Origin of the sequence: Mycobacterium sp. M26, from assembly GCF_001494595.1 — a bacterium.
Taxonomy (GTDB): Bacteria; Actinomycetota; Actinomycetes; order Mycobacteriales; family Mycobacteriaceae; genus Mycobacterium.
In genome coordinates this window covers 262,443-288,434 of the sequence record NZ_LN929908.1, presented here as the reverse complement: position 1 = coordinate 288,434, position 25,992 = coordinate 262,443, and the positions used below count along the sequence as shown (strand labels likewise).

At 67.9% G+C, this 25,992-nt stretch carries 29 protein-coding genes and 1 pseudogene; 14 read left to right on the top strand and 16 right to left on the bottom strand.

Annotation, left to right across the window (positions count from 1 at the left end):
• Nucleotides 1–2: 2 nt before the first annotated feature.
• The 5 genes and pseudogenes from pstA to BN3385_RS10805 form a co-directional block, all read right to left on the bottom strand.
• Nucleotides 3–917, bottom strand: a complete 915-nt coding sequence (gene pstA / locus BN3385_RS10825) for a phosphate ABC transporter permease PstA (RefSeq protein ID WP_059016790.1) — start codon at nucleotides 915–917, stop codon at nucleotides 3–5.
• Nucleotides 914–1,969: a phosphate ABC transporter permease subunit PstC gene (gene pstC / locus BN3385_RS10820; RefSeq protein WP_059021797.1), complete on the bottom strand. Its 1,056-nt coding sequence runs from the start codon at nucleotides 1,967–1,969 to the stop codon at nucleotides 914–916. Before pstC ends, pstA begins: the two co-directional genes overlap by 4 nt.
• A 33-nt stretch (nucleotides 1,970–2,002) precedes the next feature.
• Nucleotides 2,003–3,139, bottom strand: a complete 1,137-nt coding sequence (pstS, locus tag BN3385_RS10815; RefSeq protein ID WP_059016789.1) for a phosphate ABC transporter substrate-binding protein PstS — start codon at nucleotides 3,137–3,139, stop codon at nucleotides 2,003–2,005.
• A gap of 146 nt (nucleotides 3,140–3,285) precedes the next feature.
• Nucleotides 3,286–4,274 (bottom strand): annotated as a pseudogene (gene mshD, locus BN3385_RS10810) (mycothiol synthase).
• Complete coding sequence (locus BN3385_RS10805) at nucleotides 4,271–5,083, bottom strand: winged helix-turn-helix transcriptional regulator (RefSeq protein ID WP_197415290.1); 813 nt, start codon at nucleotides 5,081–5,083, stop codon at nucleotides 4,271–4,273. Before BN3385_RS10805 ends, mshD begins: the two are co-directional and overlap by 4 nt.
• A gap of 198 nt (nucleotides 5,084–5,281) precedes the next feature.
• Between BN3385_RS10805 and lmeA the strand changes: the two genes are divergently transcribed.
• The 8 genes from lmeA to BN3385_RS10770 all read left to right on the top strand — a co-directional run bounded on the left by lmeA (nucleotide 5,282) and on the right by BN3385_RS10770 (nucleotide 9,464).
• Nucleotides 5,282–6,085, top strand: a complete 804-nt coding sequence (lmeA, locus tag BN3385_RS10800; protein ID WP_059016788.1) for a mannan chain length control protein LmeA — start codon at nucleotides 5,282–5,284, stop codon at nucleotides 6,083–6,085.
• Nucleotides 6,082–6,504 carry a TlpA family protein disulfide reductase gene (locus BN3385_RS10795; protein WP_059016787.1) on the top strand — a complete coding sequence of 141 codons (423 nt, stop codon included), beginning with the start codon at nucleotides 6,082–6,084 and terminating at the stop codon, nucleotides 6,502–6,504. The genes lmeA and BN3385_RS10795 overlap by 4 nt, the downstream gene beginning before the upstream one ends.
• 20 nt (nucleotides 6,505–6,524) lie before the next feature.
• Nucleotides 6,525–6,626 (top strand): Ms5788A family Cys-rich leader peptide, encoded by a 102-nt coding sequence (locus BN3385_RS29310; protein WP_353612225.1) that lies wholly within the window; start codon nucleotides 6,525–6,527, stop codon nucleotides 6,624–6,626.
• An 88-nt stretch (nucleotides 6,627–6,714) separates the two neighbouring features.
• Nucleotides 6,715–7,179: a DUF4395 domain-containing protein gene (locus BN3385_RS10790; protein WP_059016786.1), complete on the top strand. Its 465-nt coding sequence runs from the start codon at nucleotides 6,715–6,717 to the stop codon at nucleotides 7,177–7,179.
• Between the two features lie 37 nt (nucleotides 7,180–7,216).
• Nucleotides 7,217–8,050, top strand: coding sequence for a sulfurtransferase (locus BN3385_RS10785; RefSeq protein ID WP_059016785.1), 834 nt, complete (start codon nucleotides 7,217–7,219; stop codon nucleotides 8,048–8,050).
• 2 nt (nucleotides 8,051–8,052) lie between these two features.
• On the top strand, nucleotides 8,053–8,355 hold the full coding sequence (locus BN3385_RS10780) for a DUF1416 domain-containing protein (protein WP_059016784.1): 303 nt from the start codon (nucleotides 8,053–8,055) through the stop codon (nucleotides 8,353–8,355).
• Between the two features lie 180 nt (nucleotides 8,356–8,535).
• Complete coding sequence (locus BN3385_RS10775) at nucleotides 8,536–9,183, top strand: heme-binding beta-barrel domain-containing protein (protein WP_059016783.1); 648 nt, start codon at nucleotides 8,536–8,538, stop codon at nucleotides 9,181–9,183.
• Nucleotides 9,183–9,464: a hypothetical protein gene (locus BN3385_RS10770; RefSeq protein WP_059016782.1), complete on the top strand. Its 282-nt coding sequence runs from the start codon at nucleotides 9,183–9,185 to the stop codon at nucleotides 9,462–9,464. The genes BN3385_RS10775 and BN3385_RS10770 overlap by 1 nt, the downstream gene beginning before the upstream one ends.
• Here BN3385_RS10770 and BN3385_RS10765 read toward each other — a convergent pair.
• The 3 genes from BN3385_RS10765 to BN3385_RS10755 are packed head-to-tail and all read right to left on the bottom strand — an operon-like array spanning nucleotide 9,461 to nucleotide 11,882.
• Nucleotides 9,461–10,207, bottom strand: a complete 747-nt coding sequence (locus tag BN3385_RS10765) for an amino acid ABC transporter ATP-binding protein (protein WP_156432717.1) — start codon at nucleotides 10,205–10,207, stop codon at nucleotides 9,461–9,463. The genes BN3385_RS10770 and BN3385_RS10765 overlap by 4 nt on opposite strands.
• Nucleotides 10,204–11,031 (bottom strand): amino acid ABC transporter permease, encoded by an 828-nt coding sequence (locus tag BN3385_RS10760; protein ID WP_059016781.1) that lies wholly within the window; start codon nucleotides 11,029–11,031, stop codon nucleotides 10,204–10,206. The genes BN3385_RS10765 and BN3385_RS10760 overlap by 4 nt, the downstream gene beginning before the upstream one ends.
• A complete protein-coding gene (locus BN3385_RS10755; RefSeq protein WP_082690688.1) occupies nucleotides 11,028–11,882 on the bottom strand; it encodes an ABC transporter substrate-binding protein in 855 nt (284 codons plus the stop codon). Before BN3385_RS10755 ends, BN3385_RS10760 begins: the two co-directional genes overlap by 4 nt.
• Before the next feature lie 174 nt (nucleotides 11,883–12,056).
• Between BN3385_RS10755 and BN3385_RS10750 the strand changes: the two genes are divergently transcribed.
• Nucleotides 12,057–12,392: a hypothetical protein gene (locus BN3385_RS10750; protein WP_059016779.1), complete on the top strand. Its 336-nt coding sequence runs from the start codon at nucleotides 12,057–12,059 to the stop codon at nucleotides 12,390–12,392.
• Between the two features lie 259 nt (nucleotides 12,393–12,651).
• On the opposite strand, the gene BN3385_RS10745 is transcribed toward BN3385_RS10750, so the two are convergent.
• Nucleotides 12,652–13,539 (bottom strand): aminodeoxychorismate lyase, encoded by an 888-nt coding sequence (locus BN3385_RS10745; RefSeq protein WP_082690421.1) that lies wholly within the window; start codon nucleotides 13,537–13,539, stop codon nucleotides 12,652–12,654.
• 38 nt (nucleotides 13,540–13,577) lie between these two features.
• Between BN3385_RS10745 and ygfZ the strand changes: the two genes are divergently transcribed.
• Nucleotides 13,578–14,660, top strand: a complete 1,083-nt coding sequence (ygfZ, locus tag BN3385_RS10740) for a CAF17-like 4Fe-4S cluster assembly/insertion protein YgfZ (protein WP_059016777.1) — start codon at nucleotides 13,578–13,580, stop codon at nucleotides 14,658–14,660.
• Nucleotides 14,661–14,796: 136 nt separating this feature from the next.
• Nucleotides 14,797–14,982, top strand: a complete 186-nt coding sequence (locus BN3385_RS10735; RefSeq protein ID WP_059016776.1) for a DUF3073 domain-containing protein — start codon at nucleotides 14,797–14,799, stop codon at nucleotides 14,980–14,982.
• A gap of 17 nt (nucleotides 14,983–14,999) precedes the next feature.
• Here the strand turns inward: BN3385_RS10735 and purM are convergent, their stop codons facing one another.
• Together purM and BN3385_RS10725 are read right to left on the bottom strand one after the other, a co-directional pair.
• Nucleotides 15,000–16,070: a phosphoribosylformylglycinamidine cyclo-ligase gene (gene purM / locus BN3385_RS10730; RefSeq protein WP_059016775.1), complete on the bottom strand. Its 1,071-nt coding sequence runs from the start codon at nucleotides 16,068–16,070 to the stop codon at nucleotides 15,000–15,002.
• 47 nt (nucleotides 16,071–16,117) lie between these two features.
• The gene (locus tag BN3385_RS10725; protein WP_059016774.1) at nucleotides 16,118–16,735 is read right to left on the bottom strand and encodes a DUF2461 domain-containing protein; all 618 of its coding nucleotides are present in this window, start codon (nucleotides 16,733–16,735) and stop codon (nucleotides 16,118–16,120) included.
• A gap of 80 nt (nucleotides 16,736–16,815) precedes the next feature.
• On the opposite strand from BN3385_RS10725, the gene BN3385_RS10720 reads away from it, so the two are divergent.
• Together BN3385_RS10720 and BN3385_RS10715 are read left to right on the top strand one after the other, a co-directional pair.
• The gene (locus BN3385_RS10720; RefSeq protein ID WP_059016773.1) at nucleotides 16,816–17,238 is read left to right on the top strand and encodes a cupin domain-containing protein; all 423 of its coding nucleotides are present in this window, start codon (nucleotides 16,816–16,818) and stop codon (nucleotides 17,236–17,238) included.
• Nucleotides 17,239–17,319: 81 nt separating this feature from the next.
• Complete coding sequence (locus BN3385_RS10715) at nucleotides 17,320–18,642, top strand: SDR family oxidoreductase (RefSeq protein ID WP_059016772.1); 1,323 nt, start codon at nucleotides 17,320–17,322, stop codon at nucleotides 18,640–18,642.
• 1 nt (nucleotide 18,643) lies between these two features.
• Here the strand turns inward: BN3385_RS10715 and purF are convergent, their stop codons facing one another.
• A complete protein-coding gene (purF, locus tag BN3385_RS10710) occupies nucleotides 18,644–20,164 on the bottom strand; it encodes an amidophosphoribosyltransferase (RefSeq protein ID WP_059016771.1) in 1,521 nt (506 codons plus the stop codon).
• Nucleotides 20,165–20,260: 96 nt separating this feature from the next.
• Nucleotides 20,261–20,650: a sterol carrier family protein gene (locus BN3385_RS10705; protein ID WP_059016770.1), complete on the bottom strand. Its 390-nt coding sequence runs from the start codon at nucleotides 20,648–20,650 to the stop codon at nucleotides 20,261–20,263.
• 178 nt (nucleotides 20,651–20,828) lie between these two features.
• Between BN3385_RS10705 and BN3385_RS10700 the strand changes: the two genes are divergently transcribed.
• Nucleotides 20,829–21,236 carry a PPOX class F420-dependent oxidoreductase gene (locus BN3385_RS10700; RefSeq protein WP_059016769.1) on the top strand — a complete coding sequence of 136 codons (408 nt, stop codon included), beginning with the start codon at nucleotides 20,829–20,831 and terminating at the stop codon, nucleotides 21,234–21,236.
• On the opposite strand, the gene BN3385_RS10695 is transcribed toward BN3385_RS10700, so the two are convergent.
• From BN3385_RS10695 to purL, 3 genes are read right to left on the bottom strand one after another with little or no spacing between them, the layout of a single operon-like run.
• A complete protein-coding gene (locus BN3385_RS10695) occupies nucleotides 21,237–21,776 on the bottom strand; it encodes an Rv0804 family intramembrane glutamic endopeptidase (protein ID WP_082690420.1) in 540 nt (179 codons plus the stop codon). It abuts the gene before it with no gap.
• Nucleotides 21,773–23,557 (bottom strand): alpha/beta hydrolase, encoded by a 1,785-nt coding sequence (locus tag BN3385_RS10690; RefSeq protein ID WP_059016767.1) that lies wholly within the window; start codon nucleotides 23,555–23,557, stop codon nucleotides 21,773–21,775. Before BN3385_RS10690 ends, BN3385_RS10695 begins: the two co-directional genes overlap by 4 nt.
• Entirely contained in the window at nucleotides 23,554–25,851 is a 2,298-nt protein-coding gene (gene purL, locus BN3385_RS10685; RefSeq protein ID WP_059016766.1) for a phosphoribosylformylglycinamidine synthase subunit PurL, read from the bottom strand. Before purL ends, BN3385_RS10690 begins: the two co-directional genes overlap by 4 nt.
• Nucleotides 25,852–25,992 lie beyond the last annotated feature (141 nt).

Genomic DNA, 25,992 nt, shown 5'->3' with positions numbered 1-25,992 from the left:
TCCTAAACCTTCTTGGGAGCGAAGAATTTCGCGACGAAGCGGGCGCCGATGTTGAGCACGGCGATGAGCAGGATGAGCGTCAGCGCCGCACCCCAAAGTCGGTCCGTGGGGACCGGATTGGCGCCGGCACCGGCCGAGGTCTGGTCGTACATCATGCCGGGCAGCGAGCCCATGAAGCCGTTGAACATGTCGAAGTTCATCGCTTGGGAGTAGCCGACCAGGATCAGCAGCGGCGCGGTCTCCCCCATCACGCGGGCCAGGGCGAGCATGATTCCGGTGACGATGCCCGACAGTGCTGTCGGAATGACAATGCGCGCAATGGTTTTCCATTTCGGAACGCCCAGTGCATAGCTGGCCTCGCGCAGATCCATCGGGACGATCCGCAGCATCTCCTCGGTGGAGCGCACGATGACCGGAATCATCAGCAGCACCAACGCCAGCGAAACCGCGAAACCGGAACGCTGGAAACCGAGGGTGGCCACCCACAGCGCGTAGATAAACAGTGCGGCCACGATCGAGGGCACACCCGTCAGGATGTCGACCATAAAGGTGGTGATCTTGCCGAGCTTCGTTCCGCCGCCGTATTCCACCAGATAGATACCGGTGAAGACACCGATCGGAATGGAGATGACCGCGCACACGAGGCCTTGCAGAATGGTGCCGACCAGGGCGTGATAGACACCGCCGCCGGCCGCGAAGGCTGTCATACCGGCCTGCGAATTGGTCCACCAGGTGCTGTCCAGGACGGTCGCGATGCCCTTGGTGATCACCGAGTAGAGCACCCACAGCAGCGGAACTACAGCGATCAGAACCGACAATGACACCAGCACGGTGGCCGTCGAGTTCGTCAGTTTGCGCCGCAGGCTCAGGGCCTGGAAGGTGGGCGCCTTGACCGGGCGGTCCAGTGTGGAGGTCATCGGGCACCCCTTCCGGCCACCGCGGCCCGGGCCAGCGAATTGACCACGAATGTCAGCACGAATAGCACCAGGCCGGCGGCGATGTAGGCACCCGCCTTGTACTGGTCGTTGAATTCCGATGCCGCTGAAGCGATCTTGCTGGCGAAGGTGTAGCCGGCGTCGAACAGTGACCAGCCGAACGCTTTCTGGGTGCCGCGCAGGATGATCAGCAGCGCGATGGTCTCGCCCAGCGCGCGGCCCAGACCAAGCATCGCGCCGCTGATGTAGCCGGACAGCCCGAATGGCAGCACCGTGGTTCGCACCACCTCCCAGCGGGTGGCGCCCAGCGCCAGCGCAGCCTCGATCTGGCCGCGCGGCGTCTGGACGAACACCTCACGGGTGACCGCGGTGATGATCGGCAGAATCATCACCGCCAGCACAATGCCCGCGGTGAAGATAGTGCCGCCGCCGGCCACCGAGGCGTTACCCGTCGCGAACAGGAAGAACCAGCCCAGATTCTCGTTGAGCCACAGCGCAAACGGCTTGATCACCGGCGCAAGGACGTAGAGACCCCACACGCCGTAGATGATCGATGGCACGGCGGCCAGCAGGTCCACCATGTAGCCCAACGGCCCGGCCACCCGGCGCGGGGCGTACTGGGTCAGGAAGATCGCGATACCCAGCGCCACCGGCATGGCCAGCACGAGCGCGAACAGCGACACGAACACCGTCACCTGGAGCAGATCCAGGATGCCGAACTTCATGCTCGAGGTGTCGGTGGTCACCCAGTTCCCGCCGTAGGTGAAGAAATTCACCTCATTGCGGGTCAGCGCGGGCACTGCCCGCCAGACGAGGAAGAAGCCGATTGCGCCGATCAGGGCGATGATCAGGATGCCTGAACCTTCCGAGAGTCCTCGGAAGATCCGGTCACCCGGCCGCACTTTGGCATGCCCCGACGGATCAGTCGGCACCGGGGGCGGCCCCGGGATGGGTTCAGACACGACCTCACCCGATCCCGCATCGGCTGGATTAGGCGTCGTCACATCAACCCCATCGCTCACTGATCTCTCCATGGTCACCGCAATCGACCTACCTCGCCAGCGTTGTTACTGGATTGCGTTGACGGCGGTCAGCAGTCGCTGCTTGAACGCGTCCGGCAGCGGTACGTACCCCGCAGCGGGCAGCCCGTCCTGGCCGTAGTTGGCGGCCACCGTCAGGAACGACTTGACCGCGGCGGCGGTGTCGGCGTCGTAACCCTTGGAGCAGACGATCTCGTAGGTCGCCAGGATCAGCGGATAGGCGCCCGCTTCCTTCGTGCCGTAGATCGAATCCAGATCGAGCACGAGGTCATTGCCCTCGGCCTTGAACTTGGCGGCGTCGATGGCCTTCTTGGCGGACTCGTCGGTCAGTTCGACCGGGCCCGAGCCGGTGTCGATCTGCGCGACCGGCACACCCGCCTGGGTGGCGAAGCCCTTCTCGACGTAGCCGATCGCACCCGGGGTCGCCTGGACGGCCTGCACCACACCAGCCGACTTCTGGGCGCCTTCACCGGCACCGCCCTGGAACTCCTTGCCCGCGCCCTTGGTCCAGCTCTCCGGAGCGGCGGCGGTCAGGTACTTCTGGAAGTTGTCGGTGGTGCCCGAGGAGTCCGACCGGTAGATCGGGGTGATCTTCTGGTCCGGCAGGCTGGCGCCGGCGTTCAGCGCGGCGATGGCCGGGTCGTTCCAGTTGGTGATGGCACCGCTGAAGATCTTGGCCAGCACGTCACCGTTGACCACGACCTTGTCCACACCGGGCAGGTTGTAGGCCAGCGCGACCGGACCGAAGACCAGCGGCAGGTTCCAGGCCGGGTTTCCACCGCACCGCTTGGCGGCGGCGTCCGGCTGATCCTTGGACAGGGCGGAGTCCGAGCCGGCGAAGTCAACCTGGCCGGCGATGAACTGCGTGACACCCGCGCCGGAACCGGTCGGGTTGTACGACAGGTTCTTGCCGGGGCACTTCTGACCCCACACCTGGTTGAACACCGCGATGGCGTTCTGCTGGGCGGTCGAGCCCTCGGCTGTCAGGGCGTTCTTGCCACCGCAGTCGGCCGACGAGGACGACGAGCCGGACGATCCCGACGCGGCGGTCGACGAGGACGACCCGGTGTTGTTGTCGCTGCCGCATGCGGTCAGCGTCAACCCGGTGATTGCGGTCGCCGACACGGTCACGAGGAACGCCTTGCCAAAACTGTTCAGATTCACCTATCCCACTTTCTCCAGTTCGGTTCGCCCCGGCAGAGCCGAACGCGTCATCCCGGAAGTTATGCGTCAGGGGTGGACGGAACCCGTTGAGTAGATGAACGCAAGGTGAACAGGTTGATGAACGTGACGTTGCGACCAGCCGCGAATCAGCTGTGGGTGTCGTCGGTGTCAATTCGGCCGGTCGGCGGAGGTGCGTAGGCGGTGTCGACGTTGCTCACCGCGAACCCGAGCCGCTCGTAGGTCTTCACCGCCGCGGTGTTGTCGGCCTCGACGTAGAGCATCACCGCCGGGTCGTACCCTCCCCCGGGTCGCTGCCTCCCCCGGGTCGCTGCGCCCCTGCCCCCGAGGCAAGCCCGCCGAGCCGTCCGGCCAGATGGCCGATCCCGACCAGGGTGAGAACGCGCCCGAGGCCGCGTCCCTGGGCCGCCGGGTCGACCCCGACGACGTAGACCTCGCCGAGTCCGGGGTGCTCGGCGTGCACCTTGGTCCAGTGAAAGCCCAGCAGCGCCCCGGTGTCGTCATCGAACGCCAGGAACAGCCCGTCGGGGTCGAACCACGGTTCGCCGCGGCGCTCAGTGATCTCGGCGTCGCTCCAGCCGCCCTGCTCGGGGTGCCAGGAGAACGCGGCGTTGTTGACCCGGAGCAGCTCGGCGTTATCGGCCGGGCCCGCATAGGTCCGCACGGTGACACCGGCGGGCAGATCCACATCAGGCACATCGCGCAATGTCCGGCGCATCTGCATGAGCTCGCGGACCGCCGTCATGTCCAGCGCCGCGGCGACGGCCGCAGCCGACGCCAGCGTGCCGTGCGCCCAGAACCGGATCCGGCCGTCGGCTCGCTCGGAAGCGGCGCGCACCAGTGCGGTGCCCAGACCGCGGCGCCGGTAGTCGGGGTGGACGACGAGCTCACCCATCGCGTCGGCGTCATCGCGCCCGGGTGCCAGGTTGAGATAACCGAGGACCTCACCGCTGTCCGCGGCCGCCAGGAGATGACCGGTGCGCTCGGCGGGCAGCTCGCGCAGGACCTGTTCGCCGACCGGGGCGACGCCGTCAGCGCGGGTGGCCGCATCGACGAGGTCGCGCACACGCTCCTGCTCGGCCCCCGACAGGGTGGGCCGCCATTGCGGTGCGGTCACTGACTGCGCAGCGGCTGCGACATCGAGCCCGCCGGGTGCAGGGCGTCACGCACCGAGTCGGTCAGGGCTTCTTCCCCGTCGACGTAGTCGTCGTCCTCCTCGTCGACGTACTCCGACTCGACCGCGGGCGGACGGCCCCGGGCCGGTCGGACAGCCTTGTAGCCGACGTTGCGGACGGTGCCGATCAGAGATTCGTATTCGGGGCCCAGCTTGGCGCGCAGGCGCCGGACGTGGACGTCGACGGTGCGGGTGCCGCCGAAGAAGTCGTAACCCCACACCTCCTGGAGCAGCTGAGCCCGGGTGAACACCCGCCCGGCATGCTGCGCCAGGTACTTCAGCAGCTCGAATTCCTTGTAGGTGAGGTCCAGCGGGCGACCGCGCAGCCGGGCCGTATAGGTGCCCTCGTCAATGACGAGTTCTCCCAGGCTGACCTTGCCGGCGCTCTCCTGGCTGGCCATCCCGCCGCGCCGGCCCACCAGCAGGCGCAGCCGGGCATCGATCTCGGCCGGCCCGGTGCTGGGCAGCAGGATCTCGTCAAGGCCCCAGTCGACGTTCACGGCCACCAGGCCGCCTTCGTTGACGACGGCCACCACCGGAACCGAGGTTCCGGTGGTGCCGAGCAGGCGGCACAGGCCGCGCGCTGCAGCCAGGTCGGTGCGCGCATCGACGATCGCCACGTCCGCGCTACCCGCCTCCAGCAGGGATGACACCTCGGTGGGGGCTGACCGGACGTTGTGCGCAAGAAGCGCCAGCGACGGCAGCACCGACTCAGGGTGCGGGTCGACGGTCAGAAGCAGCAGGTCCAACAGATTCTCCAATGCTCTGGAGGGGCCAACGTCGACAGCGCCGTCGCGGTGACCTACCAGACTCATGGGCGACATATGGCCGTTACCGACCATGGGTCAACTAACTTTAACCTGCGACCTGCTATTTAGCCGATCTGAGCTCTTCGGCGACACCTTATCGGGGTACGGGACGGCTGCCCGGGCCACCCGGTAGGCCAGAATATGCAGGTGCGGAAGCTGCTGACGGCCCTGGGAACCGCGCTGCTCGCCGTGGTCATCGGGGCGGTCGGCGCCGATTTCGGGGCCACGATCTATGCCGAGTACCGGCTGGCCCGGACCGTTCGCACGGTGGCGGGGCTGTCTTTCGATCCCTCGGTGGCGATCCTCGGCTTCCCGTTCATCCGCCAGGCCATGCGGCACCACTATGACGAGATCGAGATCAAGGCCAACGGGGTCGATCACGAAGTGACGGGCAAGGCCTCCCTTGAGGCCACCATGCACGACATCGACCTGACCGATGCTTCCTGGCTGATCAGGCCCGATGCGCCCCTACCGGTCGGCAAGCTGGAAAGCCGGATCATCATCGACTCCTCCCACCTCGGCCGCTACATCGGCATCAAGGATCTGATGGTCGAAGCCCCGTCGAAGGAGACCAACGACGCCACCGGCGGCACCACCGAGTCCGGTATCTCGGGCAACAAGGGCCTGGTGTTCACCGGGACGCCGAAGAAGGCCGGCTTCGACAAGTCGGTGAGCGTGGCCGTCGACCTGTCGATCGCCGGCGAGGACCAGACCACGCTGGTGTTCACCGCAACGGGAATCCAGATGGGACCGGGCACCGCAGACCAAAGCGTGCCGGACGATAAGACCGCCGCCGTGCTGGCAGCGTTCAGTGGCAGCCTGCCGGGGCAGAAACTTCCGTTCGGGGTGCGCCCGACTACCGAAGGTGCCCGTGGATCGGACATCATCATCGAAGGCATCACCGAGGGAGTAACGATCCGCCTCGACGGGTTCACACAATCATGACCCCTGCACTCGTCACCGCGATCGCGGCCATCGCCGCCGCACTGGGCGTCGCCGCTATTGCGGGCGTCCTGCACAACCGTCGCGCCGGGGTGCTGCGTGACACCGCCGATCCGCAGGTGATCGACACCAGCGATCTGGGGCTGTCCCGGACCGGTCCGACCATCGTGCACTTCAGTGCGGTCTGGTGCGGTCCGTGTGCCGGAGTGCGGCGGGTGGTCAACCAGGTGTGCGCCGAGATGCGTGACGTAGCTCACGTCGAGATCGACATGGATGCCAATCCGGCTGCCGCGCGCAAGCTTTCGGTGCTGTCGCTGCCGACGACGTTCATCTTCGATGCCGAGGGCCGGCAGCGGTACCGCACATCGGGGGTTCCCAAGGTGGCTGACCTGCGGTCGGCCCTTGAACCTCTATTGGCTTAACGGCGGGGTTATTGGGTAGCATGTCTGCCGTGTCCGCCCGCCTTGAGCTCATGCTCACCAAGCGCCGCGCAGTGGATCTGTGCCGCGTTGCGGGTTGTTGCTGTTGTTGTTGTAGCTGCTGAGTAGCTGCGCCCTTTCGCGTCGCCACTCGGAGCTGGCCTTTTTGGCCATGTCTCCTACCAGCCCATTCCCAGCAACAGGAGTAGATCCATGTCGACCACGACCAACATCGCCACACCCGATCAGGTGGACGTGCGCGGTCCGCGCTTCGCGGCCTGGGTGACCACCGCGGTCCTGGTGGCGGCCCTCGTCGCCTCGGCGGTCAGCAGCGCCGGCGCGGCCGTCCTGCTCGGCCTGCAGGCCGTGGTGTTCGCCGTCGGCGCGCTCGGCGGTCCGCGCAAGCATCCCTACGGACGCGTCTTCGCCGCCCTGGTGGCACCCCGACTCAGCCCGGTCACCGAACGGGAACCCGTGCCGCCGTTGAAGTTTGCCCAACTGGTCGGCTTGGTTTTCGCCGTCGTCGGGGTCGCCGGTTTCACACTCGGCGCTCCGCTGCTCGGCGTCATCGCCACCGCCTTCGCGCTATTCGCCGCATTCCTCAACGCAGCGTTCGGCATCTGCCTGGGCTGCCAGCTCTACCCGCTGGTGGTGCGATTCCGCCGCGTTCCCGCATAAGCCTGCACGACACAAGAGAATCGAAAGGATCCACTTCATGGCTCGCTCCGACGTCCTGGTCTCCGCCGACTGGGCCGAGAGCAATCTCGACACCCCCAAGGTCGTCTTCGTCGAGGTCGACGAAGACGCCAGCGCCTACGACACCGGCCACATCGCCGGCGCGGTCAAGCTGGACTGGAAGACCGACCTGCAGGACCCGATCAAGCGGGATTTCGTTGATGCCCAACAGTTCTCGAAGCTGCTGAGCGATCGCGGCATCGCCAATGACGACACCGTGGTGCTCTACGGCGGCAACAACAACTGGTTCGCCGCCTACGCCTACTGGTACTTCAAGCTCTACGGCCACGAGGACGTCAAGCTGCTCGACGGCGGCCGCAAGAAGTGGGAGCTGGACGGCCGTCCGCTGTCCGCCGACGCCGTCGACCGGCCGGCCACCAGCTACACGGCCAAGGCGCCCGACAACACCATCCGCGCCTTCCGCGAGGAAGTGATCGCCGCGATCGGTACCAAGAACCTGGTGGATGTCCGCTCGCCTGATGAGTTCTCGGGCAAGATCCTGGCCCCAGCCCACCTCCCGCAGGAGCAGAGCCAGCGCCCCGGCCACATCCCCGGCGCCATCAACGTGCCGTGGAGCAAGGCGGCCAACGAGGACGGCACCTTCAAGTCCGACGAGGACCTGGCCAAGCTCTACGCCGAGGCCGGCCTGGACGGCGAGAAGGAGACCATCGCCTACTGCCGCATCGGTGAGCGCTCGTCGCACACCTGGTTCGTGCTGCAGGAACTGTTGGGCCACAAGAACGTCAAGAACTACGACGGCAGTTGGACGGAATACGGCTCCCTGGTGGGGGCCCCGATCGAGTTGGGAAGTTGATCATGTGCTCTGCACCGAAACAAGGACAGAACCTGCCCGCCGGTGTCGACCTGGAGAAGGAGACGGTGATCACCGGTCGCGTCGTCGACGGCTCCGGACAGACCGTGGGAGGTGCCTTCGTGCGTCTGCTGGACTCCAGCGACGAGTTCACCGCTGAGGTCGTCGCCTCGGCCACCGGTGATTTCCGGTTCTTCGCCGCACCCGGCACCTGGAAGGTGCGGGCGCTGTCGAAGCTGGGCAACGGTGACGTCACCGTCGCACCGCAGGGCGCCGGCATCCACGAAGTCGACATCAAGGTCGCCTGAGTCGGGTTACCGGCTCACGCTGACGGATCGCTGACAGGGCTCGGGCGGCGACGCTGCCCGAGCCCTGCGCGGTTAGACTTCTACCGTGGTTCTTTTCTACGAGATCCTGCTGGTTGCCACCGTCGTGCTGATCACGTGGTTCGCGCTGTACGCGCTGTACCGACTGATCACCGACGAGTCGTGACCTCGGACGACATCGCCGGCAGCGGAGATCGGGCCGTCGCCGCAGCGGCCGAGCGCGCCAAGGAGACGGCTGGCCGCAATATCCCGGTCTTCGACGACCTCCCGATGCCCGCCGACACCGCCAATCTGCGCCAGGGCGCAGACCTGCACGACGCGCTGCTGGCGCTGCTCCCCCTGGTCGGGGTGTGGCGCGGCGAAGGCGAGGGCCGCGGCGCCGGCGGTGACTACCGGTTCGGCCAGCAGATCATCGTCTCCCATGACGGTGGCGACTACCTGAACTGGGAGGCCCGCTCCTGGCGGCTGGACGAGGAAGGCGCCTACCACTCCCCCGGCCTGCGCGAGACCGGCTTCTGGCGCTTCGTCAACGATCCCGATGACCCGGGTGAATCGCAGGCCATCGAACTGCTGCTGGCCCACTCCGCCGGGTATGTCGAACTGTTCTACGGCCGGCCCCGCACCCAGTCGTCCTGGGAGCTGGTGACCGACGCGCTGGCCCGCAGCAAGTCCGGTGTGCTGGTCGGCGGCGCCAAGCGGCTGTACGGCATCGTCGAGGACGGCGACCTGGCCTACGTCGAGGAACGCGTCGACGCCGACGGTGGACTCGTCCCCCATCTATCGGCCCGGCTGTCGCGATACGTCGGCTGATGCGGCGACTACTCCTCGGTGCGGCTGCAGCGGCCGCACTCCTGGCCGGATGCTCATCGAGTCCCACCCCGTCCGGGCCGCCCACCACGATCAGCCCGGCTCCCACCGAGGCCACCATCACGCCCTCGGAGCACGGCACGCTGGCGCACTGCCTGACCCAACACGGGGTCGCCGAATCCGGCGGTTCGGTGGTGCTGGGCCCACCGCCCGGCGTCGACCAGAAGACGTGGGACGACGCGATGAAGGCGTGCTCGACGCTCGGGCCCGGCCCGGCGAGCTAGTCGCCGCGGATACCGGTCACCCGCCGCAGGAACTGCTGGGTCCGTTCATGCTGCGGGTCGGTCAAAACCTGCTCAGCGGAACCTGATTCGATGATCCTGCCGCCGTCGAGGAAGCACACGGTGTTGGCCACCTGACGAGCGAAGCCCATCTCGTGGGTGGCCATCACGATGGTGCGTCCCGCCGCAGCGAGTTCACCGACCAGATCCAGCACCTCGCCGACCAGTTCAGGGTCCAGCGCGCTGGTGATCTCGTCGAGCAGCAGCAGCCGCGGGTCATAGGCCAGCGCCCGCGCGATCGCCACCCGCTGCTGCTGGCCACCCGACAGCTTGTCGGGGTAGGCATCGGCCTTGTCTGCCAAGCCAACCCGGGCCAGCAGTTCGCGGCCGCGCTCCTCGGCCTCGCTGCGGTCACGGCGATGCACCACTCGCGGCGCGAGGGTGACGTTGTCGATGACCTTCATGTGCGGGAACAGGTTGAAGGACTGGAACACCATGCCCATCGGCTGGCGGGCGATATCGGCGTTGACCCTGGGATCGCTGATGTCGCGGCCGTCGAGGAAGATCTGGCCGTCGTCGATCTCCTCGAGCAGGTCCACACAGCGCAGCAGCGTCGATTTGCCCGACCCGGACGCACCGATCAGCACCACCACCTCGTGCTCGGCGACGTCGAGGTCGACACCGTCGAGCACGGTGCGCTCGCCGTAACTCTTCACCAGTCCACGCACCGACAGGACGTTCGTCACAGCGCGCCCTGCCGGGTCGCCGCGCGGCGGGTGGCCCAGTCGGCCAGCCGCGCCGAGGGCACGGCCAGGGCGACGAACAACAGGCCGGCCACCACGTATGGGGTGAAGTTGTAACTCGTGGCGACCTGGATCTGCGCGGCGCGCACCGCGTCGACAGCCCCCAGCACGGAGATCAGGCCGCAATCCTTCTGCAGCGCAACGAAATCGTTGAGCAATGCCGGCGTCACCCGACGGGCCGCTTGGGGCAGCACCACCAGTCGCATGGTCCGGCGGTAGTTGAGCCCCAGCGACTTGGCTGCTGCCAACTGCGACGGATGCACGGACTCGATACCGGCGCGGAAGACCTCTGCCACGTAGGCCGAATAGACCAGCACCAGGGCCAAACCACCCAGCAGCACCGGGTTGTTGGGAACGCCGGCCAGCCGCAGACCGGGCAGCCCGAATCCGACCAGGTAGAGGCAGATGATCAGCGGCAGGCCGCGGAACAGGTCGACGTAACCGGTGGCCAACGCGCGCACCGGAAACCACACCGGCCCCCGCAGCGTGCGCACCGCGGCCAGACCCAGACCGAACGTGAGGATCAGAATCTGGCAGACCACGAGCACCCGGACGTTGAGCCACAGGCCGTCGAGCACCGCGGGCAGGCTGTCCCAGCCGATACGCAGGTTGAAGAACGAGTCGCGCACCCGTGGCCAGCCCGGTGACGATGTCGTGGCCACGACGGCGACCGCGGCGAACACCACCGTGGAGAGCAGGGCGACCAGCGTGGAGCGGCGCGCCCGTGACCGCCGATACGCCTGGCGTTCGACGGCCAGTGCGGTCACTTCAGTACCGGCGCGCTGCCGGCTTCGGCCAGCCACTGCTGCTGCAGTTTGACTAGCGTGCCGTCACTGCGCAGCGCGTCAACCGCCCCCGATACACAGGAGGTCAGCTTGCTGCCCTTGTCCAGCACAATGCCGAACTGCTCGGGTTTGTCTGTGCCCGAGGGCAATTGGCCGACGATCGCGCCATCGGTCAGCTCGCTTTGCACCTGGAAGGCGGTGGGCAGGTCGAGCACCAGGGCGTCGATCTGAGCGTTGACCAAGGCGGCCTTGGCGTCGTCGTTGTTGTTGTAGACGGCAATCGGAGCCTTGGTGTTCAGCGTCTTGGCGGCGTTGTAACTAGTGGTGCCGACCTGGGCACCGAGGCGCAGATCACGCAGGCCGTCGAGGGTGGTCACCTTCGCGGCGGGCGACGACTTGATGGTCACGACGGCCTGGGTGACGTCGTAGTACGGCGCGGAGAAGTCGACGGCGTTCTTGCGCTCCTCGGTGATGGAGAACTCGTTGAGGTTGGCGTCGAAAGTCTTCGGCCCCGGCGCGATCGCCGCGTTGAACGGCACCCGAACCCACTGCACATCCTTGGTGTCGTAGCCCAGTTTGCCCGCCACCGCGTAGGCCACCGCAGACTCGAAACCCTTCCCGTTGGCCGGGTCGTCGTCGACGAACCACGGCGGGTAGGCGGGCTGGTCGGTACCGAACGTCAGCACACCGGACTTCAAGGTGGGCAGGGATGCCTTGTCGCACGCCTGGCCGCCCGTTGCCGTGGTGGATTTCTCGTCGGCGGGCGCACAGCCCGCCAGCGTCAGAAGTGCCGCCGACGCCGCGACGGTGATCATGACCAAGCCTTTACGCATGCGCGGCATCATCGCGCACTGCGGGCCGCGGCGCCAGAAATCGGATCAGCCACCGCGATAGTCGGCGCGTTCCGGACCCCGTGGCCTCTTAACCGACCCATAGCGTCGTGCTATTTCACGCCTATTCGCGGGCCATACCGTCGGCTGGGTTGATTCCCTAGCCAAGGAGATGTGATGACTCTGCGACCGCTACACGCCACGGCCATGGCCGTTCTCGGGGCGGCTCTGGTCGGCGGTGTGGTGGCCTGCTCGGCACCCAGCGAGGCCGCACCCGCCGGTCCCGGCGGATCGGGCAGCGACCCGTTCATCCAGTGCATGACCGACAACGGGGTTCCGGCGCCGCCGCAGGGCGGGCCCGGCGGGCCGCCGCAGGGTGGGCAAGGCGGACCGGGCGCCCAAGGTGATCACAGCGGGCCACCGCCGGCACCTCCCGGCGTCGACCAGGGCGTGTGGGACAAGGGATTGCAGGCTTGCGCGTCGCTGGCCCCGCAACCGCCCGCGCAGCGCTAGTCGGGCTACCGAGCCCAGATATGGGGCGGCCCCCGAGCCGGATTTTCCTGGTCGGACAAAACCAAGGGCTCGGGGGCCGGGTAGCTGCCTGGAATTCGCCAGCGCGCGCAGGGCGCAGGTGATTCCGGCACCTGGTGCTGCTAGCGGGCAGCCACCTCACATGTCCAAGAATTACTACTCAATGTTCCGGACCACCTCCTTCCCTGTGTACGGCCGACCGTACCCGCGCAGAAGGCGCCGTGCCAACAGTTTTTCGCGCTCAGCGATCGCTGAGAATCGCGGCGTCGACCAACTCCGACATCTCGGCTGCCAGCGGCGCCGGGGTCAGTAGCCGGCCGTCCAGCGTGTGCACCCGCGCCGCCAGCGTAATGCTGGACACCAGCCAAACACCCTGGGCGGCAAACAGATCAGCAGGCCGAAGCGCGCGGTAGTCACAGTCGTAGCCCTTGTCCCTGGCTACCTCGAACAGTGCCTGCTGGGTGGTTCCGCGCAGGATCGGATACCACGGCGGCGGCGTGTAGAAACAGGTGCGCCCCGATGAGTCGTCGCTGTCGGCGGCGATCACCACCGTCGAACGCGGGCCCTCGAGGATGAATCCGTCTGAGCTGACGAAGATCACGTCACCGGCGTCCTTGGCGGCCGCGTGCCGCAGCGCGGCCATGTTGACGGCGTACGACAGGGTCTTGGCGCCGGCCACCAACCACGGCATCTCGTCGACGCCGGAGGACGGCAGTCCGCGGTCGAGCATCACCGCGGCCAGACCGCTGCGCCGGGTGACCCCGACGCGTTCCGGGAGCGGATTGACCGTCAGGTACGCCGTCGGCGCCGATCCGCTCTCCCGGCCGCGGCTGTAGACCAGGCGCAGCGCGCCCTCGTCACCAGTGATCGCGGTCCAACGGTCGACGGCCACCTCGATGGCATGACGCCAGTCGCTCAGCTCGGGTGCCGGCAGGTCCATCATCCGCGCCGACTGGGTCAGCCGCCGCAGGTGTGCTTCGACCAGGCAGGCCCGGCCGTCGCGCACCAAAAGGGTTTCGAACACCCCGTCACCGCGCACCGCGGCCAGGTCGTCGGCGAACAGCAGGGGCGACGACGGATCGTGCACCTGCCCGTCGATCGTGACGACCACCGAAGACTCCCCGGACATGGAGCAGAAGCGTACTGGCAGGCTCGTAGAGTTGAAATGTGTCAGCTGTCCCCGCCCCCGCCACCTCCCCCGACGCCGGAGCGGTCTGGCATTTCGGTGACCCGCTCGGCGAGCAACGCACCGCTGCGCACCAGGCCGTCGTCGTCGACCGTTCGCAGCGCGCGGTCATCACGCTCACCGGACCCGACCGCCTGAGCTGGCTGCACTCCATCTCCTCGCAGCACGTCAGCGCGCAGCCCGACGGGACGGTGACCGAGAATCTCAGCCTCGACGGCCAGGGCCGTGTCGAGGATCACTGGATTCAGACCGAGCTGGGCGGAGTCACCTACCTCGATACCGAGGCCTGGCGCGGGGAGCCGTTGCTGGCCTACCTGACCAAGATGGTGTTCTGGTCCGATGTGGCACCCGCGGCGGCCGATATGGCGGTGCTCTCCCTGCTCGGCCCGGAACTCGACGACGCCGCGGTGAAAGAGGCCCTCGGAGTGGCGCAACTACCCGCTGAAGGCACTGCGGTGGCGCTGCCCGGTGGCGGGCTGCTGCGCCGGATGCCGGCTGCATCCGAGGCCGGGATCGAGGTTGACCTGCTGGTTCCCCGTGCCGACAAGGACGCCTGGCTGGCCCGGCTGGCTGCAGCCGGGGTACGGCAGGCCGGGGTGTGGGCGTACGAGGCGCACCGGGTTGCCGCCCAGCGCCCCCGGCTCGGCGTCGACACCGACGAGCGCACGATCCCACACGAGGTCGGCTGGATCGGTCGTGCGGTGCACTTGGACAAGGGTTGCTACCGCGGCCAGGAGACCGTTGCGCGGGTGCACAACCTGGGCAAACCGCCGCGGATGCTGGTGCTGCTCCACCTGGACGGCTCGGGTGAGCTGCCCGCGACGGGCGATCCGCTGCTCGCGGGCGGTCGCAGCATCGGCCGGGTGGGCACCGTGGTAGACCACATCGACGAAGGCCCGATTGCGTTGGCGCTGGTCAAGCGGGGTATTCCAGCCGATACCCCGCTGATCACCGGCGGGGAGCACCAGGTCGCCGCCGAGATCGATCCGGATTCGCTGCCGCCGGCCGACGGGGTGGGCGCCGGACGGTTGGCCGTTGAGCGGCTGCGGGGCGGTCCGAACTGATGTTCACGGTCGGCCGAACGGGCCTGCCAGCAGATCGCCGCGGGGCACGGTAAAGTGTTGGCAGGACAATAACCAACACACAGATCGGAGCCGCCTGATTTCGGGCCGCTCCGTTATTGCGCGAGGGGGTTCCCCCATGGGCCGCGGCCGGGCTAAGGCGAAGCAGACCAAGGTTGCTCGAGAGCTGAAATACAGCTCTCCGCAAATCGATGTCGATCGGCTCCGTAAGGAGCTGGCCGGTTCGGGCGGGAGCGAACCCGAGAAGTCCGACAACGGGTTCGGTGACGACCCGTGGACCGATGAGGACGACTGGCGGCCCTGAGCCGCCGCCCTCCTTCTTTAAAACCGTGGGTGCTGGCCCACGAGCGTCGCTCGTGGGCCGTCTTTCCCCTTGGCGACGGTTCCCAGCGTCCAGCACGTCAGGTGCCGGGCGGTGAGAATGGCCAGCGCGCGGTCGGTGTCCTCCGGCGCGACGACGGCCACCATCCCGACACCCATGTTGAAGGTCTTCTCCATCTCCAGGCGATCGATCCGACCGCGCTGGGCGATCATCGTGAAAACCGGTGCGGGAGTCCATGTTCCGCGATCCAGTTCGGCGACCAGACCGTGCGGGATGACGCGCTCGAGGTTGCCTGCCAACCCGCCGCCGGTGACGTGGCAGAAGGTGCGGACCTGGGTTTCGGCGGCCAGCGCCAGGCAGTCCTTGGCGTAGATCCGAGTAGGCTCGAGCAGCTCCTCGCCCAGGGTGCGACCGAACTCCTCGACGTGACCGGCCAGGTTCATCCGGTCGATGTCGAGCAGTACCTTGCGCGCCAGCGAGTAGCCATTGGAGTGCAGGCCGGAGGATCCCATCGCGATGATGACGTCCCCCGGGCGCACCCGGTCCGGGCCCAGCACGTCGTCGGCCTCCACCACGCCCACACCGGTGGCGGAGATGTCGTAGTGGTCGGGCTCCATCAGACCGGGGTGTTCGGCGGTCTCGCCGCCGAGTAGGGCGCAGCCGGCCTGCACACAGCCCTCGGCGATGCCGGAGACGATCGCGGCAACGCGCTCGGGGACGGTACGGCCGACGGCGATGTAGTCCTGCAGGAACAGCGGCTCGGCACCGCATACCACCAGGTCGTCGACCACCATGGCGACCAGGTCGAGCCCGACCGTGTCGTGCTTGTCCATCGCCTGCGCGACGGCCAGCTTGGTGCCGACACCGTCGGTCGACGCGGCCAGCAGCGGCTCACGGTAGCCGCCACGCAGCGCGAACAATCCGGCGAACCCGCCCAAACCACCCCGCACCTCGGGCCTGCTGGCCCGCTTGGCCAGCGGTTTGAACAGCTCGACCGCGCGGTCACCGGCCTCGATGTCAACCCCGGCCGATGCGTAGGAGATCTGGCTGTCTTCCTCGCGATCAGTCATCGGGCATAAGGCTACCGCCCGCCGACTCGCGCCGTAACGCGCCGGGTTCACCCGACGTGGCGGGCGATCCACTCGTTCAGCGGAACCCCGGCACGCAGGGTGGTGACCACGCGGTCTTTGGCCTTCTTGGTGCCCAGCCAGGCACCAACCGGCCAGGTCTTCATCATCGCGATGCCCTTGTGCCGAAGCAGGTCGATCCGCGGATGATCTTTGGGGTAGCCCCTGGGCGCGGTCTTGAGCACCTCGTGGGCCATGATCTCGTAGCCGGCCGCCTGCAGATCGGTGACGATCGCGGTGAGTTCGGCGCCGGACTTCGGCTTGTCGACAGCCTCGCGGTAGCGGGCCAGCGCCGCCGGGTCCGGCATGTACAGCCCGCCGCCGACGGAGAGCCCGTCGGCGGAGAACGACACATACCCCGATCCGATGGTCGCCGCGCAGTTGGTCTTGTAGGGCGTTTTGTCGGCGCTGAACCGGACGTCGCGGTAGGGCCGGAAGATCTTGCCCGCACCGAACTCGGCGGCCAGCTCGGCCAGCAGCTCGTCCATCGGCGCCTTCACGTACCGGTCGTAGACGGCCTTGTGTTCGGTCCAGTACACCTTGGAGTTATCGGCTTCCAGACCTTCGTAGAACTCGACGGCTTCGATGGGCCATCCCGCAAATGCCATGGGAGCCATTGTGGATCGAATCAGCGCGCGTCGTGTGTGTTCGGCCGCGAGCCGTGATCGGGCTATGACACCCTGCTTCCATGACGGCAGTGCGGTGGGTGGTCACGGTGGGCCTCGGCGTGGTGTTCGCGGCGCCCGGCGTGGCCTCAGCGACGCCGGGTGAGGGCGTGGACGCCGTGACGCTGGCGCAGTCCTCGCTGGGCGGCAAGGACTACATCACCAAGGAGATCACCATCGCCCCGGGCGGCACCACCGGCTGGCACTACCACCCGGGCCAGGTGTTCGGCGTGATCAGGGCGGGCACGCTGACGCACTACGACAGCGGATGCTCGGTCGACGGGGTGTACCAGCCGGGTGATCCGATCACCGAGGGCAGCGGGGCCGGATACGTCCACGAAGGCCGCAACGAAGGACCGGTGCCGCTGGTGATGTGGGTGCTCTACATCGACCCCGCGGGCAGCCCGCTGACCGTGGACATGCCCAATCCCGGCTGTCCGTTCTGACCGGCTGGGCATAACCGGCCCAGATCCGGGCAATCCAGGTGCTCGTCGGCTCCGAATAAGAGGCGACGAGGGGAGTTGTGCGTGTCGGCTGAGCAGATCCGGTGCCTGGTGACAGGTGCCACGGGCTACATCGGCGGCCGGTTGGTGCCGCGCCTGCTGGACAGTGGCTTCGCGGTACGGGCGCTGGCCCGCACGCCGGAGAAGCTGGCCAACGTGCCGTGGCGCGCCAAGGTCGAGGTGGCCCGCGGCGATCTCAACGACGCCGACTCCCTGGCCGCGGCGTTCGCCGACGTCGACGTCGTCTACTACCTGGTGCACTCGATGGGCTTCGAGAAGGACTTCGCCGCCGAGGAGCGCCGCGCAGCCCAGAACGTCGTCACCGCGGCCCGCGCCGCCGGGGTACGCCGCATCGTCTACTTGAGCGGCCTGCATCCCGAAGGTGTCGAGCTCTCAACACATTTGACGTCCCGCACCACAGTCGGGGAAATACTCATCGCTTCCGGGATCGAGACGATCGTCCTGCAGGCCGGGGTCGTGGTCGGGTCAGGCTCGGCCTCCTTCGAGATGATCCGCCACCTGACCGACCGGCTGCCGGTGATGACCACCCCGAAGTGGGTGCACAACAAGATCCAGCCGATCGCCATCCGCGACGTCCTGCACTACCTGGTCGAGGCCGCCACCGCCGAGGTACCCAAGTCGCGCACCTGGGACATCGGCGGGCCCGACGTCCTCGAGTACGGCGACATGATGCAGATCTACGCCGAGGTCGCCGGTCTGGGCCGACGCCGCATGCTCGTCCTTCCGGTGCTCACCCCGCGGATCGCCGCGCTATGGGTGGGACTGGTGACCCCGATCCCGTCCGGTCTGGCCCGGCCGCTGGTGGAGTCGCTGCACTGCGATGCGGTGATGGACAACCACGACATCGACACGATCATCCCCCCACCCCCAGGCGGGCTGACCCCGTACCGGCGGTCGGTATCGCTGGCGCTGGCCCGGATCGCCCGCGGTGAGGTGGAGACGACGTGGAACACCGGTACCGCGGCGCAGTTGCCCAGCGATCCGGCGTGGGCCGGCGAGGTCGTCTACACCGACACGCGCTCGCGCCACACCAGCGCGAGCCCCGACCAGCTGTGGAAGGCCGTCGAGAGCAGCGCACCGGACCGCTGGAGCGTGGAGGAACGTGAGCCGGGCAAGGTGTTGCGGCTGCGGGCTGCCAACACCGCCCCCGGTGATCGGTGGCTGGAGATGCGGGTCACGCCGGAAGGTGAGGGCAGCCGCTACGAGCAGCGGGCGATCTTCTATCCGAGGGGCCTGCTGGGCCGGCTGTACTGGTATGCCGGACGTCCGCTGCAGGCGATGCGGCTCGACGCACGGGTACGCCGGGTGACGACCGCGGCGGTCTAGGTCAGGGCCTGCGCAGCGCCGAGGCGTTGTCGTTCTCGGACTGCAGCGGGAGTCCGGTGCGCGCCGCGGTGGCCAGCATGTGCTCGACGACGTTCTTGCCCAGCTGTGCCTCGCCGGGCAGTTCGATCGGATACGTGCCGTCGAAGCAGGCGCAGCACAACCGGGTGGCGGGCTGCTCGGTGGCCGCGATCATGCCCTGCTGGGAGATGTAGCCGAGGGTGTCGGCGCCGATGGCGTGCCGCACGGCTTCGAGCATCTCGCCTTCGTTGTCCACCGCGTTGGCGATCAGCTCGGCCGGGGTGGCGAAGTCGATGCCGTAGAAGCACGGCCATTTCACCGGCGGGGAGGCGATCCGCACGTGCACCTCGACGGCGCCGGCCTCACGCAGCATCCGAATCAGGGCGCGCTGGGTGTTGCCCCGCACGATCGAGTCGTCGACGACGATGAGCCGCTTGCCGCGGATCACCTCTTTGAGCGGATTGAGCTTCAGCCGGATACCGAGCTGGCGGATGGTCTGCGACGGCTGGATGAAGGTGCGCCCGACGTAGGCGTTCTTCATCAGTCCCTGACCGAATGGGATACCGGACTCCTGGGCGTAGCCCACCGCGGCCGGGGTGCCGGACTCGGGCACACCGATCACGAGGTCGGCCTCGACCGGCTTCTCGCGCGCCAGCCGCCGGCCGATGTCGACGCGGGCGGCATGGACGGACCGTCCGGCGATGGTGCTGTCGGGACGGGCGAGGTAGACGTACTCGAAGACGCAGCCCTTCGGCGTCGGGTTGGCGAACCGGCTGGAGCGCACACCGTCGGCATCGATGGCCAGCAGTTCGCCCGGCTCGATGTCGCGGACGAAGGAGGCGCCAACGATATCGAGCGCAGCGGTTTCGGAGGCGACGACCCAGCCGCGGTCCAGCCGGCCCAGCGACAGCGGGCGCACCCCGAACGGGTCACGCGCGGCATAGAGGGTGTTCTCGTCCATGAAGGTCAGGCAGAACGCACCGCGGACGGTCGGCAACAGCTCCAGGGCGGCCTGCTCGACGCTGGAGTCCGCCGCGCCATGTGCCAGCAGTGCCCCGAGGATGTCGGAGTCGGTGGTCGCCGCGCCCGGCATGTTCGGGTTGATCAGGCCGGCATCGCGAGCGCGGCGGGTCAGCTCGGTGGTGTTGACCAGATTTCCGTTGTGGCCCAAGGCAACTCCGGTGCCGGCCGCGGTGTTTCGGAAGACCGGCTGGGCGTTCTCCCAAGTGGTCGAGCCGGTGGTGGAGTAGCGGCAGTGCCCGATGGCGACGTGGCCCTCCATCGCGGCCAGCGTCTGCTCGTCGAACACCTGACTGACCAGACCGAGGTCTTTGAAGACCAACACCTGGGATCCGTCGGCGACCGCGATACCAGCCGCCTCCTGGCCCCTGTGTTGTAGCGCATAGAGGCCGTAGTACGTGAGTTTGGCAACATCTTCGCCCGGAGCCCAGACTCCAAAGACGCCGCACTCTTCGCGAGGCTCGTTTTCCAGTTGGCCGGTCACGATATGGGCTGCTCCCTGGCGGAGGTCGTTGACGTAAGTCAGTCTACGGTGATCGGCGCGAATCGCAGAATTGAACGGCGAGTGTCGGCGGTGCGATCAATCGATTTTCACCAGCGGCAGAAAGGCGCCCACCTCGGTGGCCCGCGAACCGGACAGCCGCAGTGTCCCGTCGGCCGCCGCATCGGACAGATCGAGCAGTCCGGTCGCCAGCAGCAGCCAGCTGCGCGGGTCGGTCTCGACGACATTGGGCGGTGTGCCGCGGGTGTGCCGGGGCCCGTCGATGCACTGGACCGCCGCGAACGGCGGGATGCGGACCTCGACGCTGGCACCCGGTGCCAGCGCGGCCAGGGTGCGGGCGGTCAGTCGCACCGCGACGGCGATCGCGGCGCGCTCGGGCGCTTCGGCGTTCTCGTCGCGCAGCCACCCCGCCACTGTCTGTACCGCGGCGCGGGTCGCTTCCGGATCGGCGGTGTGGCGCGGGGGCATGCGCCCAGTATTCCAAGGCCGGATCGCCGCGCGCCCCCCCCGCCACTGTCTGTACCGCGGCGCGGGTCGCTTCCGGATCGGCGGTGTGGCGCGGGGGCATGCGCCCAGTATTCCAAGGCCGGATTTCGCCGCTTGGCACCGTTGACATCAACCGTTGTTGAGGTCTTAGCGTGAGTGCATGTCTTTCAAAGCGCACGAAATCGCCTATCTCCACGCGGCCGATCTCGGCAGGCTGGCCACCATGCAGCCGAACGGCACCCTGCAGAACAGCCCGGTGAGCTTTCAGTACAACGAGCACCTCGGCACCATCGACGTCTACGGGTACAACCTGGCCAAGAGTCAGAAGTTCCGCAACATCGCCACCAACGACACGGTGGCGTTCGTGGTCGACGACATCTTCTCGCACGATCCGTGGCGGGTGCGGTGTCTGGAGATCCGCGGCACCGCGCAGCAGGCCGAGAACGCCAAGGGTGAACCGCTGATCCGGATCACCCCGACGCGCATCATCAGCTTCGGTATCGACGACACCGAGACCGAGCCGCACGACCTGGTGGCCGACAGTCGCGACGTGCCGACGTCCGGCTGACTAGCCGGGGCGCTGGGTGAGCAACGCCGCGGCGGCGCCGGCCTCGTTGATCGCCAAGTGCGCGAGCATCGGGGCCAGCAGGCTGCCCGAGCGCTGCGCCAGCCACCCGAAACCCAGGCCGGCCACGCCGGTGACGACGACCGTGCCGAGCACCGGCTCACCGGCCTTGCGGGCATCGGGGATATGCCACAGGCCAAATGCCATGGCCTGCAGCAGCCAACCTCCCCGTGGCCCTACCGCCCGTGCTGCCGCGGCGGTCACCAACCCGCGGAACAGCGTCTCTTCGAACCAGACTGTGCCCACCGGGATGTCGAGCATCATCCATCGCGTAGCGGTGTCGGGTAGCTCCCGCTGACGCATGCCGGACCGCACCGCCGGGATCGCGGCGCTGGCGGCCACCCCGGCCGCCGCCACCGCTGCCGCCGCCGCGCCATGGCGCAGGCCGGACCACACGTGCGGCGGCCGCAACCCCAGCGGGATTCGGGCCGCGGTCGCGAATGCGGTTGCGGCCGTGGCCCGCAGCACCGGTCGCCAGATCATTGGAATTCCGGGCCGCCTGCTGCCAGGACCTTCTCCAGCGATTGCCGCACGCGATCGGTGTCCTGAGCGGTCCAGCCGTCCGGTGCGGCCACCGCCACCCAGCCGTCGAGTTGGCCGTCACCGTAGTTGTGGCCGTGCCCGGTCGGAGTGCCGACCGAGTTGGTCACGTTGCCGGCCATGTCGGCGCTGACCTGCCAGAAGGTGACGATCGGGTACCAGCGCATCGACGCGCTGCGGTCGAATCCCGGTGCCTCCCTGAGCCAGTCGGGTTTGGCGAAGAGCAGGTCGGGTGTCCACCACACCACCGGGTCTGACGGATGCTGCAGGTAGAGCACCCGGGTGCCCTTCCACGGCGGTTCGGCGGCTACCCGTTCGATTTCGGCCGGCCCCGCCGACTGGGCGAACCGCACGGTGCGGCCGTTGTCGTAGCGCGGCTGTACCTCGGGCGTTCCGGGATCGCGCCGGACGGTCAGGGCTTTCCACAGCGCGCTGGCGTTGGGCGGCCCGACCCACAGCACCGAGGAGAAGTCCATGTCGACCACGTCGGGCAGGTAGCCGAATGCGCCCTGCCCGGCCATCGAGCCCAGACTCTCGCCGTACAAAGCCAATTGGGGACGCCGGTCGGCGGGCCACTGCAGCCAGCGCTGGTGGATCGCGTCGACCATCGCCCGGCCGGCTTCCACCGACTTCTGCTGGTCGGCCAGAAACGAGATCCAGCTCGGCAGGTAGGAGTACTGCATCGCCACCAGTGCGGTGTCGCCGTTGTACATCGTCTCGATGGCGCGGGCGGCCACCGGGTCCACCCAGCCGGTCCCCGTGGTGGGGATGATGACCAGTAGCTTGCGCTGGTAGGCCTTGGTGCGCTGTAGTTCGGACAGCAGTACCGCAACCCGGCCCTCGTCGGTGTCGGCGGACTGCAGCCCGGCATAGATGCGGATGGGTTCTTTGGCAGGACGACCGTTGACAGCCGTCAGCTCGGCCGCAGTGGGCCCGGTGCCGACGAAGTTGCGACCCTGAAATCCCAGCGTGTCCCAAGCCGCGAATGACCCTGCGCTGCCGGATCTTTCCGGATTCACGGGTTGCTCGACGCCGGGCCGGGTGGTGGCGTTCTGCGGTTGGAACACCGCCCGGGCGCCGCCAATGAACCCCCGGACCAGAACACCGTTGACCAGCGTGATGATCAGAACGACCACGATCGCGGTGCCGATGAACATGGCGACCTCGTCGTTGATGTCCCAGCGCCGGATCATCACCCTGGCGAGCAGTCTGATCGCATCCCTAACCACCCGTGCCGCGGCCACCAGAAGACCACCGGTCAACACCGCGACCACCAGGATGCGCGAATAGCCCAGTGTCGCAGGGCCTTCGATATCCATCACCGCAGCGATCTGGCGCTGCCAGGCCGCGGCGGGCACCACCATGCCGACACCCGCCGCGATCGCGGCCACCACCGTGGCGCCCTTGAGGGCATAGGACACCCGGGGGTTCGGCGGCCACCAGTCCCGATGCGACAGGAACAGCCGCCGAAAACCCCTGCCCAGCAACACACCGATGCCGTAGCCGATCGCCGCGTTGATCCCACCGATCAACCCACCGGTCACCCAGTCGCGGGGCAACAGTGACGGGGTCAGCGACAGGCAGAAGAACAGCGCGCCGAACGCGATACCGACGAAGTCGAGGCGGACCAGACTCCAGGCCCATGCCGCAAGGGATTCCCGGTGCCGTCGACGCTGCGGTGCGGCCTGCGCCTCACCCGCGACGTCGTCGACCGCACTGGTCATCCGAACAGCCCGGGCAACACTTTCTCGGAGGTGGTGCGCAGCTCCTCGAGCGACACCGTGAACAAACCTTGTACCTCAAGGGAATCCGAGCCGTTGTCCGACACCCCGATGCGGGTGACGGGCAGGGCGCGGGCCTCGCACATCGACCGGAACCGGCTCTCCTCGGTGCGCGGCACGGCGACCAGCGCCCGTCCCGCGGACTCGGAGAACAGGAAGACGAACGGATCCACGCCTTCGGGAAGCACGATGCGGCAACCGGTTTCACCGGCCAGGGCGGCCTCCACCACGGCCTGGATCAGCCCACCCTCGCTCAGGTCGTGCGCCGCGGAGGCCAGGCCGTCCCGGGAGGCTGCCGTCAGCACCTCGGCGAGCAGCTTCTCGCGGTCGAGGTCCACGGCGGGCGGTACACCGCCGAGATGGTCACCGGTGACCTGTGCCCAGATCGAGCCGTCGAACTCGTCGCGGGTGTCGCCGAGCAGGAACAGGGTCTCGCCCGGCTCGTTGCCCAGACCGGTGGGCAGCCGTCGGCTGACATCGTCGAGCACGCCGAGCACACCGACCACCGGGGTGGGCAGGATCGCGGTCGCGCCGGTCTGGTTGTAGAAGCTGACGTTGCCGCCGGTGACGGGAATACCCAGGGCCGCACACCCGTCGGCCAGTCCGCGGACCGCCTGGGCGAACTGCCACATCACACCCGGATCTTCGGGCGAGCCGAAGTTCAGGCAGTTGGTCACCGCGATCGGGGTAGCCCCGGTGACGGCGACGTTGCGGTAGGCCTCGGCGAGCGCGAGTTGTGCGCCGGTGTAGGGGTCGAGCTGGGTGTAGCGCCCGGAGGCATCGGTGGAGACGGCGATCCCGCGACCGGTGGCCTCGTCGATGCGCAGCACACCGCCGTCGGCGTGTTCGGCCAGCACGGTGTTGCCGCGCACGTAGCGGTCGTACTGCTCGGTGATGAATGCCCGGCTACACAGGTGCGGGCTGCCGACCAGGGCCAGCAGCGTGGCCCGCAGCTCTTCGCCGGTGCTCGGCCGCGGCAGCGTTGCGGAGGTGTTCGCGATCAGCGTGTCCTGCCAGTCGGGCCGGGCCACCGGACGCTGGTAGATCGGTCCCTCGTGGGCCACCGTGCGCGGCGGCACGTCCACGACGCACTGCCCGTGCCAGCTGATCTGCAGCCGGTCCCCGTCGGTGACCTCGCCGATCACCGTGGCCAGCACCTCCCACTTGCGGCAGACGGCCATGAACTTCTCGACGTTCTCCGGCGAGACCACGGCGCACATCCGTTCCTGCGATTCGCTCGACAGGATCTCAGCGGGGGTCATGTTCGCCGCGCGCAGCGGGACCTTGTCCAGTTCAATCGCCATGCCGCCATCCCCGGCCGACGCCAGTTCCGAAGTGGCACAGGACAATCCGGCGCCGCCGAGATCCTGGATCCCGATCACCAGGCCGGCCGAGTACAGCTCGAGGCAGCACTCGATGAGGACCTTCTCCATGAACGGGTCGCCGACCTGCACGCTGGGCAGCTTCTTGCGGCCGGGCCCGGAGCCCTCGTCGCCGCCGAAGGTGTCGCTGGCCAGCACCGAGACACCGCCGATCCCGTCGAGTCCGGTGCGGGCACCGAACAGGATGATCTTGTTGCCGGTGCCCGAGGCGAACGCCAGGTGCAGGTCTTCCTTGCGCAGCACGCCGACGCACAGCGCGTTGACCAAGGGGTTGCCGGCGTAGGAGGGGTCGAACACCGTCTCACCGCCGATGTTGGGCAGGCCCAGCGAATTGCCGTAGCCGCCGATTCCGCGCACCACCCCGTCGAGCACACGCCGCGTGTCAGGGGCGTCGGCCGCACCGAAGCGCAGCTGATCCATGACCGCGACGGGTCGGGCACCCATGGCCATGATGTCGCGGACGATGCCGCCGACACCGGTGGCCGCGCCCTGATAGGGCTCGACGTAGGACGGGTGGTTGTGCGATTCGACCTTGAAGGTGACCGCCCACCCGTCGCCGATGTCGACCACGCCGGCGTTCTCGCCGATGCCGGCGAGCATCGACTTGCGCATCTCGTCGGTGGTGGTCTCGCCGAAGTAGCGCAGATGCACCTTCGAGGACTTGTACGAGCAGTGCTCGCTCCACATCACCGAGTACATCGCCAGCTCGGCGTCGGTGGGCCTGCGCCCGAGGATGTCGCGAATCCGCTGGTACTCGTCATCCTTGAGACCGAGTTCGCGGAATGGCTGCGGGTTATCGGGGGTGGCCGCCGCATGCTCGACGGTGTCGACTGCTCCAGTGAGCCCAGATGTCACCCTCACAGCTTAGTTTCCCCGAGGCGGTGCGCCATCTCGGCACGTGTTCGCCCTGAGCATGACCTCTCAGGTAATTGAGCCGCGCCGCCTGCGCCGACACGCTGGTGGTGAGCCGCCCCGCCGGGGCGCCACACCGGAAGG

Coding starts and splice junctions, on each gene's coding strand:
- pstA (WP_059016790.1), bottom strand. CDS start 917: ATGACCTCCACACTGGACCGCCCGGTCAAGGCGCCCACCTTCCAGGCC.
- pstC (WP_059021797.1), bottom strand. CDS start 1,969: ATGGAGAGATCAGTGAGCGATGGGGTTGATGTGACGACGCCTAATCCA.
- lmeA (WP_059016788.1), top strand. CDS start 5,282: ATGCAGGTGCGGAAGCTGCTGACGGCCCTGGGAACCGCGCTGCTCGCC.
- BN3385_RS10795 (WP_059016787.1), top strand. CDS start 6,082: ATGACCCCTGCACTCGTCACCGCGATCGCGGCCATCGCCGCCGCACTG.
- BN3385_RS29310 (WP_353612225.1), top strand. CDS start 6,525: ATGTCTGCCGTGTCCGCCCGCCTTGAGCTCATGCTCACCAAGCGCCGC.
- BN3385_RS10790 (WP_059016786.1), top strand. CDS start 6,715: ATGTCGACCACGACCAACATCGCCACACCCGATCAGGTGGACGTGCGC.
- BN3385_RS10785 (WP_059016785.1), top strand. CDS start 7,217: ATGGCTCGCTCCGACGTCCTGGTCTCCGCCGACTGGGCCGAGAGCAAT.
- BN3385_RS10780 (WP_059016784.1), top strand. CDS start 8,053: ATGTGCTCTGCACCGAAACAAGGACAGAACCTGCCCGCCGGTGTCGAC.
- BN3385_RS10770 (WP_059016782.1), top strand. CDS start 9,183: ATGCGGCGACTACTCCTCGGTGCGGCTGCAGCGGCCGCACTCCTGGCC.
- BN3385_RS10755 (WP_082690688.1), bottom strand. CDS start 11,882: ATGCGTAAAGGCTTGGTCATGATCACCGTCGCGGCGTCGGCGGCACTT.
- BN3385_RS10750 (WP_059016779.1), top strand. CDS start 12,057: ATGACTCTGCGACCGCTACACGCCACGGCCATGGCCGTTCTCGGGGCG.
- BN3385_RS10745 (WP_082690421.1), bottom strand. CDS start 13,539: ATGTCCGGGGAGTCTTCGGTGGTCGTCACGATCGACGGGCAGGTGCAC.
- BN3385_RS10735 (WP_059016776.1), top strand. CDS start 14,797: ATGGGCCGCGGCCGGGCTAAGGCGAAGCAGACCAAGGTTGCTCGAGAG.
- purM (WP_059016775.1), bottom strand. CDS start 16,070: ATGACTGATCGCGAGGAAGACAGCCAGATCTCCTACGCATCGGCCGGG.
- BN3385_RS10725 (WP_059016774.1), bottom strand. CDS start 16,735: ATGGCATTTGCGGGATGGCCCATCGAAGCCGTCGAGTTCTACGAAGGT.
- BN3385_RS10720 (WP_059016773.1), top strand. CDS start 16,816: ATGACGGCAGTGCGGTGGGTGGTCACGGTGGGCCTCGGCGTGGTGTTC.
- BN3385_RS10705 (WP_059016770.1), bottom strand. CDS start 20,650: ATGCCCCCGCGCCACACCGCCGATCCGGAAGCGACCCGCGCCGCGGTA.
- BN3385_RS10700 (WP_059016769.1), top strand. CDS start 20,829: ATGTCTTTCAAAGCGCACGAAATCGCCTATCTCCACGCGGCCGATCTC.
- BN3385_RS10695 (WP_082690420.1), bottom strand. CDS start 21,776: ATGATCTGGCGACCGGTGCTGCGGGCCACGGCCGCAACCGCATTCGCG.
- BN3385_RS10690 (WP_059016767.1), bottom strand. CDS start 23,557: ATGACCAGTGCGGTCGACGACGTCGCGGGTGAGGCGCAGGCCGCACCG.